Source organism: Maritalea porphyrae, from assembly GCF_027213965.1.
GTDB lineage: Bacteria > Pseudomonadota > Alphaproteobacteria > Rhizobiales > Devosiaceae > Maritalea > Maritalea porphyrae_A.
Window position 1 is genome coordinate 441,144 of the sequence record NZ_JAPWGX010000003.1, and the last position, 13,140, is coordinate 454,283.

At 49.5% G+C, this 13,140-nt stretch carries 13 protein-coding genes; 5 read left to right on the forward strand and 8 right to left on the reverse strand.

The window, feature by feature from the left end; genetic code table 11:
* Window positions 1–69 precede the first annotated feature (69 nt).
* Window positions 70–390: a DUF2282 domain-containing protein gene (locus O4H47_RS11070; RefSeq protein WP_269394040.1), complete on the reverse strand. Its 321-nt coding sequence runs from the start codon at window positions 388–390 to the stop codon at window positions 70–72.
* A 254-nt stretch (window positions 391–644) separates the two neighbouring features.
* Here O4H47_RS11070 and mgtE point away from each other — a divergent pair, with 254 nt between their 5' ends.
* From mgtE to O4H47_RS11085, 3 genes are all read left to right on the forward strand, one after another.
* Entirely contained in the window at window positions 645–2,063 is a 1,419-nt protein-coding gene (gene mgtE / locus O4H47_RS11075; protein ID WP_269394041.1) for a magnesium transporter, read from the forward strand.
* A 351-nt stretch (window positions 2,064–2,414) separates the two neighbouring features.
* Window positions 2,415–2,843 (forward strand): DUF1489 family protein, encoded by a 429-nt coding sequence (locus O4H47_RS11080; protein WP_269394042.1) that lies wholly within the window; start codon window positions 2,415–2,417, stop codon window positions 2,841–2,843.
* A gap of 106 nt (window positions 2,844–2,949) precedes the next feature.
* A complete protein-coding gene (locus O4H47_RS11085; protein ID WP_269394043.1) occupies window positions 2,950–3,852 on the forward strand; it encodes a division plane positioning ATPase MipZ in 903 nt (300 codons plus the stop codon).
* 9 nt (window positions 3,853–3,861) lie between these two features.
* On the opposite strand, the gene O4H47_RS11090 is transcribed toward O4H47_RS11085, so the two are convergent.
* Together O4H47_RS11090 and O4H47_RS11095 are read right to left on the reverse strand one after the other, a co-directional pair.
* Window positions 3,862–4,161: a hypothetical protein gene (locus O4H47_RS11090; RefSeq protein ID WP_269394044.1), complete on the reverse strand. Its 300-nt coding sequence runs from the start codon at window positions 4,159–4,161 to the stop codon at window positions 3,862–3,864.
* Window positions 4,162–4,200: 39 nt separating this feature from the next.
* Complete coding sequence (locus tag O4H47_RS11095) at window positions 4,201–5,847, reverse strand: D-alanyl-D-alanine carboxypeptidase (RefSeq protein ID WP_269394045.1); 1,647 nt, start codon at window positions 5,845–5,847, stop codon at window positions 4,201–4,203.
* 322 nt (window positions 5,848–6,169) lie between these two features.
* On the opposite strand from O4H47_RS11095, the gene clpS reads away from it, so the two are divergent.
* Both clpS and clpA read left to right on the forward strand, forming a co-directional pair.
* Window positions 6,170–6,499 carry an ATP-dependent Clp protease adapter ClpS gene (clpS, locus tag O4H47_RS11100; RefSeq protein ID WP_269394046.1) on the forward strand — a complete coding sequence of 110 codons (330 nt, stop codon included), beginning with the start codon at window positions 6,170–6,172 and terminating at the stop codon, window positions 6,497–6,499.
* A 9-nt stretch (window positions 6,500–6,508) separates the two neighbouring features.
* Complete coding sequence (clpA, locus tag O4H47_RS11105; RefSeq protein WP_269394047.1) at window positions 6,509–8,908, forward strand: ATP-dependent Clp protease ATP-binding subunit ClpA; 2,400 nt, start codon at window positions 6,509–6,511, stop codon at window positions 8,906–8,908.
* A gap of 34 nt (window positions 8,909–8,942) precedes the next feature.
* Here clpA and O4H47_RS11110 read toward each other — a convergent pair whose 3' ends face one another.
* From O4H47_RS11110 to O4H47_RS11130, 5 genes are all read right to left on the reverse strand, one after another.
* Window positions 8,943–9,365 carry an HIT family protein gene (locus tag O4H47_RS11110; RefSeq protein WP_269394048.1) on the reverse strand — a complete coding sequence of 141 codons (423 nt, stop codon included), beginning with the start codon at window positions 9,363–9,365 and terminating at the stop codon, window positions 8,943–8,945.
* A gap of 82 nt (window positions 9,366–9,447) precedes the next feature.
* Window positions 9,448–10,605, reverse strand: a complete 1,158-nt coding sequence (locus O4H47_RS11115; protein WP_419719616.1) for a GNAT family N-acetyltransferase — start codon at window positions 10,603–10,605, stop codon at window positions 9,448–9,450.
* Entirely contained in the window at window positions 10,602–11,357 is a 756-nt protein-coding gene (locus O4H47_RS11120; protein ID WP_269394049.1) for a glycerophosphodiester phosphodiesterase family protein, read from the reverse strand. The genes O4H47_RS11115 and O4H47_RS11120 overlap by 4 nt, the downstream gene beginning before the upstream one ends.
* Window positions 11,357–11,818, reverse strand: coding sequence for a RidA family protein (locus O4H47_RS11125; protein WP_269394050.1), 462 nt, complete (start codon window positions 11,816–11,818; stop codon window positions 11,357–11,359). The genes O4H47_RS11120 and O4H47_RS11125 overlap by 1 nt, the downstream gene beginning before the upstream one ends.
* Before the next feature lie 9 nt (window positions 11,819–11,827).
* Window positions 11,828–13,138: a DNA polymerase IV gene (locus tag O4H47_RS11130; RefSeq protein WP_269394051.1), complete on the reverse strand. Its 1,311-nt coding sequence runs from the start codon at window positions 13,136–13,138 to the stop codon at window positions 11,828–11,830.
* Between the last annotated feature and the right edge of the window lie 2 nt (window positions 13,139–13,140).

Genomic DNA, 13,140 nt, shown 5'->3' on the forward strand with positions numbered 1-13,140 from the left:
AAAGACTTTTAGCTACTGGTTTTGTTGAAAGTCGTGGGCGGCACTTGCCGCCCAAGAAAACAGTGTGGCTTAGCCAGCCATGTCGCGATCAAGCGCTTCCATTGAACCGGCACGATCACCTGGGATCACTTTAGCCCAAAAATCTGCATTGTCGCAAAGGCCTGCTGGAACAAGTGTCCATGCGTTGCCTTGGTAGTCAACTTTTGATGTGCCTGCACAGGTGGTGCCTGGACCCGCAGCGCAGTCATTTTTACCTGCTACAGAAACGCCGTAGCATTTTTCCATTGCCATTTCATCGGCGTGAACGGGGGCAACTGATGCAGCTGTTGAAATTGCAGCGGCCATTGCAGAAGCAACGATAAGGCCTGTAGCGGTTTTTGACTTAGACATTTAATCCTCCAAGGGAATTCAAGTTTTTCAAAATTTCTTAAGCAGCTCATCTGGCTGCACCCTTGTTTTGGCTGAAACGAGTGAGAAGATAAAATAACGCCTGCTCAAATCGGTGTGAGTGGCGCGTGATGTGCGTAATTTCTATATTCAACCCGAAGCGTGCAAATCCGCTAAAACAACGGCTAGCCAGCATTTCGCGAATTCGTTACACCCATGTTACGCAGAGTAACTCAAAATCGTTTGCGGAGGCGATTATGGTTCAAGAAAATGCCCAGAGTGCGGTTCAAGATGTCGAATTTAGCGATATTCCTGAGTTGCGTGAGGAAGATGATCAGATAAATCGTGAATGGGTTGATCAACTCGTCGATTTGATCGCCACCGACGATTCGGCTGAAGTTAAAACGTTTATGGCGCCACTGCATGCTGCGGACGTTGGTGACGTTCTTGAAGTGCTGTCTTCAAGTGACCGGATGGGCCTGATTACCCTATTGGGTGACGAGTTTGACTATTCTGCCCTTACCGAAGTTGATGATGGCATTCGCCTTGAGCTGATGGACGAGTTGCCCAACGCGGATATTGCGCGTGGGGTGCAAGAGCTAGATAGTGATGACGCTGTTTATATTCTTGAGGATATTGAAGGGTCAGACCAAGCTGAGATTTTGGCGCAATTGCCAACCTTTGAGCGTTTGGCATTGCGGCGCAGTTTGGATTTCCCCGACGAAACAGCCGGTCGGCGCATGCAAACCGACTTTATTGCTATTCCGCCGTTCTGGACGATTGGGCAAACAATCGATTATATGCGCGACGCTGATGATTTGCCTGACGATTTCTACCAAATCTATGTGGTTGATCCATCGTACAACTTGTTGGGCACCCTGGCGCTGGACCGCATGTTGCGGGCAAAACGACCCGATAGCATCGAAGCCATTATGAACAATAATGTGATTGATGTTGCCGCGGAAGAAGATCAAGAAGAGGCGGCCCGTCTGTTTGAACGATACGATTTGGTCGAATTGGCGGTCGTAGACGATTCCAACAGAATGGTCGGTGTACTCACCATTGATGATATCGTTGATGTGATCCAGGAAGAAGCCGGCGAAGACATCAAGCGTTTGGCTGGTGTTGGTGACGAAGAGATTTCAGATAACGTTTGGGATGCCCTTCGTAGCCGTGTGACATGGTTGATGGTCAACTTGGTCACCGCAGTTTTGGCCTCTTTGGTGATTGCCCAATTTGACGCGACTATTTCGCAAATGGTGGCGCTAGCGGTGCTTATGCCCATTGTCGCCTCAATGGGCGGGAACGCGGGCACGCAAGCGATGACCGTGACGGTGCGGGCGCTTTCGACAAAGGAATTGGATCGATTTAACATCCGCCGCTTGATCACACGTGAAGTACTTGTGGGTGCGCTAAACGGGGTCATATTTGCGCTAATAATTGGTGTTGTAGCGACTGTATGGTTTTCCAGTCCGTTGCTTGGCGGCGTCATTGGGGTTGCGATGGTTATCAATATGTTTGCGGCAGGTGTGTCTGGAATTCTTATTCCGATCGCACTTGACCGATTGAATATTGACCCCGCTGTTGCTTCAACCGCATTTGTGACAACGGTAACTGATGTTGTTGGTTTCTTTGCGTTTTTATGGCTCGCGGGTCTTGCGTTTGGGCTGCTCTAACCGGTTGTTATGCACCAATTTATGCACAGGGGCATGCGACTAAATACTAATGCTTGCATTGCTCGCTATAATTAATTATCTGTTAAAGCTCCGGCGGCGCTTTGAGGCGATGCTGGAGGGGTGAAACAAATATAGGAGACTGCATGCGCAGCCAATCTAAGGCGGTATGTTGGCGGGCAGCAACTTGGACATTCATTTGTCTGCTGTCAGTTGGACTACTCGTATCAGTCATCGTCAGTGCCTAGACACTAACTCTAGGTTATTTGGCAAATTAAACGGGGCGCGGTCAGATTGATCAGCGCCCCTTCTTTTTGACTTGTTAGAGTCAACAATCGCTGCAAAGTTTGCTTCATGATTCATTTGATAAAATTATCGGTTGGAACCACTTCTATCGACGAGCTCGCTGCCTATCGCGCAGCGCTGGTACAAAGTGGAATGGGACGGCCAGATGGTCTTGCTTGGCACCGTACAAGAATGATGCCCAAACGCGCTGAGGAGCTGTTGGCTGGTGGGTCCATTTATTGGGTGTTTGGGGGCAAGATTCAGTGCCGACAACGTATTGTGGGCTTGGAAGCGGGCACAGACGGCGAGGGACGTTCTTTTTGCGACATCGTAATGGATCAGGAGTTGGTGCCTACTGTTCCTCAGCCCAAACGCCCTTTTCAGGGCTGGCGCTACCTCAAAGTTGATGATGCGCCAAAGGACATTTCTTCGATTGGTGGGTCGGAACGGCCACCGGAAGAAATGGCACAAGCGCTTGCCGAATTAGGACTTATTTAATGCGTTTACCTCAATCATTAAGTTAGATTTCATTAACTATAAAAACTGTCTTGTTGTTAGCCGCCACTATCGTCAATAGTACGCAGGGACATACGAGGGAAATTGAATGGTAGAGCGATCTGGGGCGCATCTAATTGTGCTGGGCAACGAAAAAGGCGGGTCGGGTAAAACCACCACAGCGTTTCACCTTGCCATTCAGTTGCTTTATCAAGGGTATAATGTTGCGACGATTGATACCGATAGTCGTCAACAAACATTCACTCATTACGTAAAGAACCGCCGCAATTGGGCCCGCAAACATGGGGTTCGCATTCCGCATACAACGCATTACCACTTGCCTATCGCGCGTGCAGATAGTCAAAAAGAGCGCGAGCGGATCGAGTTCTCGCTGTTTCGGCAGGCTGTGGGTGAGGTGGAAAGGCATGCGGATTTTCTAATCGTTGACACCCCGGGTTTTGATACTCACCTAACAAGATTAAGTCATTCGTTGGCCGACACGCTGGTCACACCGGTAAACGACAGCTTGATTGATCTTGATGTGCTTGCTGACGTCGATCCAACGACTCTCGAAATTCGTTCTATAAATCACTATGCTCGCCTGGTGCAGCAATCGCGTAAAGAACGGTTGGCGCTTGATGGCAGAACAATTGACTGGGTGATTGTGCGCAACCGGATTGCTTCTCTGTCCTCACGAAATATGCGCAACGTGCACTCCGCCATTGAGCGGATATCTAACCGTTTGGGATGTCGTATGGCTGAGGGGATTGCAGAGCGTGTTGCATTTCGCTCGTTGTTTTCATCCGGTCTTACAGTCTTTGATCCGGCCAGCGATGAAATTCTATTAGGGGGTGGTGTGTCGCAGATCAGCGCTAGGCAAGAATACCGCAAGCTTGTCGATTCATTGAACCTACCGGTGCGCGAATTGATTGAAGAGCGCAAAGCACGTCGAGATGAGTGGCGGGCGCGTGTGCTTGAAAATGAAGCATTCCACCACGTCGCCGCCAATTGAGGTGAGCGGTCAGTCTGTTGACTGACCAAACTCAAGGACCACCGCTCTTGACCCGTCTGCATTGAAAACATCAAGTTCAACACTAACCGGTTCGTGCAAAACGCGGCGTGTTCTTGCGGATATTGCCATGACAGAACCAAGCATCTCAGCAACTGTTTTTTGTTGGCTACGTTCGGCGATGTTTTGCGCGATACGCAACAAAGTGGATTTGCGCTTGCGCGAATCTGAAGAGGCCAAATCTGACTTTGGCTCAAAACTGGCGAGCTCTCTTAGTTGGTCAAGGTCTTTCAATTGTTCAAAATCTTGCATTGAGTTACTCCGATACACTTACTCATGCGTTGTGACTTCCTAGCCGGGCAGGGCTAGGCACTTGATATTTCTTTCTTTTAGGGCGTTGCATGCCGTTGCTGCTTCTGCTTCACCAGTAAACCCGACGAACCGCGCCCGGTAAAAACTCTGGCCGTTGCGGGTGACTGATTGAACGGACGAACGATAATCCTTTAAAATTGCGAGCTGATTGTTTGCCTCGGCTATGAGCTGGTTCGCACCATCCTGATTTTTGGCGGCGCCGATTTGAACGGTCCAGATTTTGGGCATTTCGCTGAGTGCTGTTGCTGCACCGAGGGAACTGGTTGTCTGCGGGTCAACAATATTACCGGGCGGAATGAGCCCTTGCGGTGGCGTTGGGGCTGACCGGGTCGAAGGCTGATTTCGGTTGATCAAATTGCCCAGCAAATCAAGCGGTGTAAACGCATTGGCTTGTTCCAGCGTTTGGCGTTGTGGTGCCGGTGCTTGCTGGTTGATTGCAATAAGGCCCAGCTGCTTTGTGCCGTCGCCCGCCAATAGGTCCTCAGGACGGCTTGGCGGTGTTGGTACGTTGACAATGGATGCAACTTCGATTGGTTCTTCAACGCGTTCAGGCGCCACTGGGGCAGGTTTTACAGCCACAGTGAGTGGTGCAGGAGCCGCAAGTGGGGCAGGAACTGCTGGGGCTTCTTGAGCCGCCACTTGAATTGTTCCACCGCCCAATGATTGGGGACGCGCGGGTGGTGTTCCATCTAATGCGATGGCAATCTCTTGAGAATTGCCCACCGAATTGCCACTTCCGCCCTTTGGTTTTGCGATAGACGCTTGTTTCCAGTAGCTACCTTTGTGTGCCTTGGGCAAATATTTGTTGACCAGTTGGCTCACTTTTGTGTTGCGTGAACCGCCGGAGTCAAAACCGAAACCAGCCACGATGATGTGACGGTTGCCGTGACGGGCTGAAGTCAACAAATTGTGACCCGAAGCACGCGTATATCCAGTTTTGATGCCGTCAACACCGCGAACTGAACCGAGTAGGCGATTGTGATTGCCGTAGGTATTGCCCCGATAGCGGAACGAACGCGTTTTGAAGTATTTGAAATACTGTGGGAAATGCTGGAAAATCGCCATGCCCAAACGTGCTTGGTCGCGCACCGTTGTTACCTGGGCTGAATTCGGCAAACCTGATGGATTCTTGTATGTTGTCCGTGACATACCAAGCGCACGTGCGGTTTTGGTCATGCGAACGGCGAAGTTTGGAACCGAGCCAGAAATATTTTCCGCGATTACGCGCGCCACATCGTTCGCCGACTTGGTGACCAAGGCTTGGATAGCGTCTGAAACAGCTATTGTTGTTCCAGGCTTTAGGTAGAGTTTTGTTGGTTCCGCGGAGGACGCGTATTTCGAAACCTTGAGTTTGGAAGATAGTTTCAGCCGACCTGCCGCAAGCTCTTCAAACACAATATAGAGCGTCATCACTTTTGTGACAGAAGCTGGATATCGGGTCGAATCTGCCCCATATGAATAAAGGGTCTTGCCGGTTTTTGCGTCCACAACAATACCCGCATATTTGCGCAAGTTTGCAGCTTGGGCGGGTTGGGGGGCAACAAGTGTTGTCATCACGAGAATGATGGACGTCAAAATTGACGTGAAAACACGGCGATGCTTAAAAATATCAGAGAGGAAATCCACCCTGTACTCCAGACAAATCGGGCCGATACGTAGGCCCGTACTCAATACAAAACTCGTGCTCCGCGTATTCATTCTGCAAACATATGCAGCCGGAGCAACTTCACTCGGCACCAAAATACGGACGGCTTCTTACGAATGAGTAAAATTGTTTTGATTTGTTTGAAAAAGTGCAGCGTATTTTAATCATGTTGTGGCAGATTCGTGGGAAGAGTTTTTGACCTTCTAGGTCTTAACATTGGCCATAATTTGCATACATAATAGGATTAGGATTCACGAGCAGAGAAATACACCGAATACCATGAACGAGACGAACAAGATTTACATGTCTTCGAATGACCAGAACGATGACGATTCTGGAGATGGCATTGGTGTTGCAACCAAAACGCGCACGAAGGTCAAGCGGCCCGGATTGTATCGCGTACTATTGCTCAACGATGACTATACGCCGATGGAATTTGTAATCGCGGTTTTGCAACAAGTGTTCAACAAGAACCAAGATGAAGCCGTATCTATTACAATGCATGTACATAATCACGGCGTGGGGGAGTGCGGCATTTTTCCGTACGAAGTGGCAGAAACAAAAGTAACTCAGGTCATGGACGCGGCCAAAAAGAACCAACACCCATTACAATGCGTAATGGAAAAACAGTAGGAGTAAGATATGCCCTCATTCTCCCGAGGTTTGGAAAAGGCTCTACACAACGCGATGAATTTGGCGCGCGAACACTCGCATGAAATGGCGACGTTGGAGCACTTGTTATTGGCGCTAACCGAAGATGACGATGCACTGGCGGTGTTAGATGCGTGTGAGGTTGATCGCGAAGCTCTGCGCCAAGATTTGGAAGAATTCATTGTCGACGAGCTTTCTAGTCTGGTTGTTGATGGCGATGTGGATTCGACGCCAACCGCTGCTTTTCAACGCGTCATTCAGCGCGCTGTCATTCATGTGCAGTCGTCTGGCCGTGACGAAGTAACGGGGGCCAATGTTTTGGTCGCCATATTTGCTGAACGTGAAAGCCATGCGGCCTATTTCCTTGAACAACAGGATATGACGCGGCTTGATGCTGTGAACTATATATCTCACGGCATTTCAAAGTCTGGTGTCACAGAAACCCGGCCCATCCAAGGGGCAGAAGAAGAGGGCGATGGGCCAGCGGGTTCCGGTTCCTCGCCACTTGATGAGTTTTGTGTTGATTTGAACGCCAAAGCGGAAGCGGGCAAAATTGATCCCTTGATCGGTCGCGCCGCGGAGCTAAAACGTACTATTCAAATTCTATGCCGTCGTTCAAAAAACAATCCACTTTATGTTGGCGACCCCGGAGTTGGTAAAACTGCAATTGCTGAAGGGTTGGCCAAGCGGATTGTTGAAGGCGACGTGCCTGAGATCTTGAAACCAGCCACCATCTATGCGCTCGACATGGGCGCGCTGCTGGCTGGAACGCGCTATCGTGGTGATTTCGAGGAACGTTTGAAGTCTGTGGTCAAGGCGCTTGAAAAAGAACCTGACAGCATATTGTTCATTGACGAAATTCACACGGTAATCGGCGCTGGCGCAACATCCGGTGGTGCACTTGATGCATCAAACTTGCTTAAACCCGCGCTTGCTTCTGGCGAAATTCGCTGCATTGGTTCAACTACCTACAAAGAATATCGACAGTTCTTTGAAAAGGACCGTGCTTTGGTTCGTCGATTCCAAAAGATCGATGTTGCTGAGCCAAGTGTTCCTGAAGCGATCGACATTATGAAGGGCTTGAAGCCATATTACGAAAAGTATCACGATGTTGAATATACCAATGAAGCGATTAAAACTGCAGTTGAGCTAAGCGCTAGGTATATCAATGATCGCAAGCTTCCCGATAAAGCCATTGATGTGGTTGATGAATCTGGTGCTGCGCAACGGTTGTTGCCCGAAGCGGAACGAAAGAAACAAATTGGTGTGGAAGAGATTGAAGCAACCATTGCTACAATGGCGCGCATTCCCCCGAAATCTGTCTCAAAGTCTGATACCGAGCTTCTTTCCGGTTTGGAAGACAATTTGAAGCGCGTGGTGTTTGGGCAAGACGATGCGATTTCAGCACTCTCGTCTGCAATAAAACTGGCCCGTGCCGGATTACGAGAGCCTGAAAAACCCATCGGATCTTATCTGTTCACCGGGCCAACTGGTGTGGGTAAAACCGAAGTAGCAAAACAGCTTGCCGACACGCTTGGCGTGGAGCTTTTGCGCTTTGATATGTCCGAGTATATGGAGCGTCATACCGTTTCACGGTTGATCGGTGCGCCCCCAGGTTATGTTGGGTTTGATCAAGGTGGTTTGTTAACAGATGGAGTCGACCAAAACCCGCACTGCGTTGTTTTGCTTGATGAAATTGAGAAAGCACACCCGGATTTGTTCAACATCTTGTTGCAAGTTATGGACCACGGCAAGCTTACCGATCATAACGGCAAAGAAGTCATGTTCCGCAACGTCATTTTGATCATGACGTCGAACGCGGGTGCTGCCGATATGGCGCGTGCACCAGTGGGCTTCACAACCAACAAACGTACAGGTGACGACGAAGAGGCGCTTAAAACCTTTTTCACACCAGAATTCCGTAACCGGTTGGACGCTATTATTTCGTTCGGTGCCTTGCCGAGCAAAGTGGTTAGTCAAGTTGTTGAGAAGTTTGTTATTCAGCTTGAAGCACAATTGGGCGAGCGTGGTGTAACCATCGAATTGACAACTGCTGCGAACAAGTGGATTGCCAAGCGCGGATATGACGAGACAATGGGTGCTCGTCCACTTGGCCGGGTCATTCAAGAACACATCAAGAAGCCATTGGCTGATGAAGTCTTGTTCGGCAAGCTACAAAATGGCGGTACGGTGAAAGTCGATGTGAAACGAGGTGCCGACGAGTTGGTGCTTAAGTTTTTGCCCCCTGCGCCTGCAAAGCCAAAGGCGATTACGGGGCCAGAAAAACGCAAAGCGATCACCAAAAAACCGCGCAAGAAGGCGGCAACGAGCAGCGCTCGGGTGCCATCGACACCAAAGAGCAAACCAAAAACGAGTTCTGAAAAGAGCTAATTAAAAAGGGCCGGTCAGTTGACCGGCCTTTTTGTTAAAGAGCTGCGCGAATGTGCTCGGCAATTTCTGCCAAGTCGTCGTTTGAAACTTCAACTTCGCCATGCCGATTGCGTCGTTGCCCGGCGTAGCAAGGGATGATGTGAAAATGTAAGTGGTAAACAGTTTGGCCCGCGACTTCTTCGCTCGATTGGCGCAACAATATCCCATCAGCGCGCATGGATTTTTTAACCGCCACGGCTATCTTTTGAACGCGCTTCATCAGTTCCGCCAAATCGTCAGGATCAACGTCAATCAAGTTGCGCGCGCCTTTTTTAGGGACAACCAGCACATGACCGCGGCTCTCCGGCATAATATCCATAATTGATACGCAAACATCGTCTTCAAAGATTTTGTGGCTTGGGATATCGCCGGCGATGATCTTGGTGAAAATGTTATTTGGATCGTAGCTTGAAGGCATGGTTCGCTCTTTGCTCAAGTGTGAATGGCAATTTCTTCAAGAGGTGCAGAAATTCGGCATGCTTGTCAATTGCAGTGGTGGTTTAGGTCTGCTTTTTAAATGGCGTATAGTTTTTCATTTCTGCCTGATCTAAGGCAACGTGTTCACGTTCATTGACCAAATAGTCTTCAATGGCCTCTCGAAAAGCCGGATGGGCGATAAAGTGGGCTGAATATGTTGTTACTGGTTCATAGCCGCGGGCAAGTTTGTGGCCACCCTGTGCGCCCGCTTCTACACGCTTTAGGCGGTTTTGAATCGCAAAATCAATGGCTTGATAGTAGCACAATTCGAAATGCAGGAAGGGCACATGGGTATTGCATCCCCAATATCTCCCGAACAAGGTATCTGACCCGATGAAGTTGAGCGCACCAGCGATCGTACGATCTTCGTCCTTTGCAAACATCAACAGTATCCGGTCGGCCATGCTTTTGCCGATCATAGAAAAGAAAGTGCGATTGAGGTATGGCGAGCCCCATTTTCGCGCGCCAGTGTCCTGATAGAATTCAAAAAACACATCCCAATCCGCTTCCGTGATTTCGCTCCCGGTTTTCCACACCACATTGATTCCATTGGCCAATGCTTCGCGTCGCTCTTTGCGAATGGATTTGCGTTTGCGTGAAGTCAGGCTCTCTAAGAAGTCATCAAAATTTGTGAAGTTGTTGTTGGTCCAATGAAACTGTTGATCGTTTCTCTCAAGCCAGCCATTTGATTTGAATACAGCAAGCTCGTTTTTTGAAAGGAATGTAGCATGCGCAGAAGAGCACCCTAGTTGGATTGTTGCCGACGCGGCGGCATCGGGCAGGGCGGCAAGCATTTCAGTAGGGGCATCAGGCCTTATGAGGAGTTTGGGGGCAGAGGCGGGCGTGAAAGGAACAGAAATTTGCAGCTTTGGGTAATAGTTGCCGCCAGCGCGCGCATATGCATCTGCCCAAGCGTGGTCAAACACATATTCGCCTTGAGAGTGGTTTTTGATGTAAGCTGGCATAATAGCAAAGATGATGTCGTTTTGATCGACTAGCGCGATATGTTGAGGTTGCCAGCCGCTCAGAGCCGAAGCGCTGCCCGAACGTTCAAGTGCATCAAAAAAGGCATATTGAACAAATGGGTTTGTAGAACCAGCGCAAGCATTCCAACTGTCAGCCCCAATCTGTGTCGCTGAGCCAAAGGTCTTTGCAATAATGGGCGCTGATTGTTTGCTCACTTTTTGCCTTTGTCGAGTTGGGAAAGCCCTTCGTCTTCAAAGACGACTTGATCCGCATGAATGGCTGCAGTGGCGTGTTGCGCCTCGTTCTTTACTGTCCATGTCATCACTTTGTAGCCGAGCGTTCTGTACAACCGCACCATTGGAAGGTCCAAATCATCTACGTTACAGGAAACGAAGCTAAATCTTGTCCACGGCCAATGTAGGAGATGGCGAAGCAGAAATCCCACAATCCATGGTGCGTTTTTTGGTTTCTCGCGTTCCAATACTATGCCGATTGGCCAAGGGCAGCCATGGCGTCGCAGTTCAACTAAAAGCTTTGGATCAAAACTCTTAAACACCAACGGTCCCTTATAGTTTTGCGCGACTTCAACTGTATGCTTTGCCAATTGCGAATTGTCATCATGTTGGGACTTCAGTTCGACGATAAGCGGTACCTGTCCGTCGACTTGCTGTAACAGATCGGCAAAGGACTGGGGTTTGTTTTGGCTCCCTTTGAGCGGGATGCGGCTGAATTGATCGGCACTTATGCTCCTCAGCCTACCAGATTGTGCCGTCAAACGATCAAGAGTGTAGTCGTGAAACACAACAGGTTGGTCATCGCCTGTCAGCTGCAAGTCGCATTCGATGCCAAGGCCCGCATTTATTGCAGCTGCAAACGCGTCTGCACTGTTTTCTATAATACCCTTTTTGTGGCTATGAAGACCACGATGGGCAATTGGCTGAGCGAAAGCAGCTGCAATATCGTCCATTAATCCGCAATCTCAACAATCGCTTCGATTTCGACAACTGCGCCGAGCGGAAGTGAAGGCACGCCAACAGCGGCGCGGGCGTGTTTTCCCTTGTCGCCCAAGAATTGGCCGATCAAGTCAGATGCGCCATTTGCCACAAGATGATGCTCATTGAAATCGTCGGTACAGGCTACAAACACGCCGAGTTTGATAACTTGTTTAATGTTGGATAGATCCACACCTGCACTCGACTTTATTTGTCCAAGAATATTGAGGGCACAGATTTGCGCAGCTTGTTGTGCTTGTTCAACGCCAACATTGTCCCCCAAGCGACCTTTGCGCAGGCCCTCAGCATCCATTGGCAGTTGCCCTGAAATGTGCAGCAGATTTCCGGTGCGTTGTACTGGCACATAGCTGGCGAGTGGTGCGACAGGGGCAGGCAATTGAAAGCCAAGTTCAATAATTTTTTCTTCAGGAGTCATGGTTGTACCCTAGGTTGATTTTGGTTTTGGCGAATCTTTGTCGCTCTTGATTTCTTCTTTTTTGACGCTCATTAGTTTGCCGCGCAAGACCGCTTTTTTACCAAAGCGGTCACGCACCTTATCCATTGCGCGTTCGGCGGCTGCTTTGCGAGCAACCTTTGGATCAATTAGATCGACAGGGTCACTCGTTGGGGCTTTGCACAAGCCCGATACGCCAATGCCGATTAGCCTAAAGCTGGTCATGCCCACTTCCTTTTCCAACATCGATTGACCTGTTTCATAGATTATGTGTGCCAAGTGAGTTGGAGAGAGGAGTTGGCGGCGCCGTGTTCGCGTGGCAAATCCAGCTGTTTTGAGTTTTAACGTTATGGTGTCGCCGGCAAGATCTTTGGCTTTCATGCGGCTGCTGACTTCTTCTGACAGACGTAACATCACCTTAGAAAGTTCCTCGAAGTCATTTATATCCTTAAAGAAAGTCGTTTCGTTCGATACCGATTTTACACCGCGCGAGCGTTTGACCAAGCGCTTGTCTTCACCGCGCGCGAGGTAATAGAGACGTGCACCAATTTCACCATATCGGCTGGCAAGATCCTTGAGTTCCATTTCCTGCAGTTGACCAATGCGGGTGATACCATCTCTTGCCAGCCGCTCTCCGAATTTTTTACCGATGCCATAAATGATGGTCACTGGCTTGTCGGCGAGAAATTGTGTGGTTTCGGCTTTGCCGATCAGCGCCATGCCGCGTGGTTTGTCCAAATCAGAAGCGATTTTTGCCAAGAATTTGTTGTGCGAAAGCCCAATTGAAATTGTCACGCCGACGTTTTTCTCCACATCGCGTGCGAGTTTAGCAAGGCTTTGTGCTGGACTGGCGTGGTGCAGTTTTTGGGTGCCAGACAGGTCTAAGAATGCCTCGTCTATGCTGAGTGGTTCAACAGATGGGGTCAACTTGTCGAACTCATCGCGGATCAGTTTGCTGGCTTTGACGTATTCTGCCATCCGTGGACGAACAAAAACCGCTTGTGGGCATAAGCGCTTGGCTTGAAACGAGGGCATGGCGGAACGGACACCACTAAGCCGGGCGATATAGCAGCAGGTAGACACAACGCCACGTTGGCTGCCGCCAACAATGACCGGTTTGTCACGCAATTCCGGGTTGTCGCGTTTTTCAACGGAGGCATAAAAAGAATCGCAATCCACATGAGCGATACTTAGTTCATTCAGCTCTGAATGGGTAATGGTGCGACGCGACTTGCAAACGGGACATCGGTCGAAATCCTTTTCGCCGTTCTGGTGGCCGCATTCCTTGCAAAGTGTCGCCATTT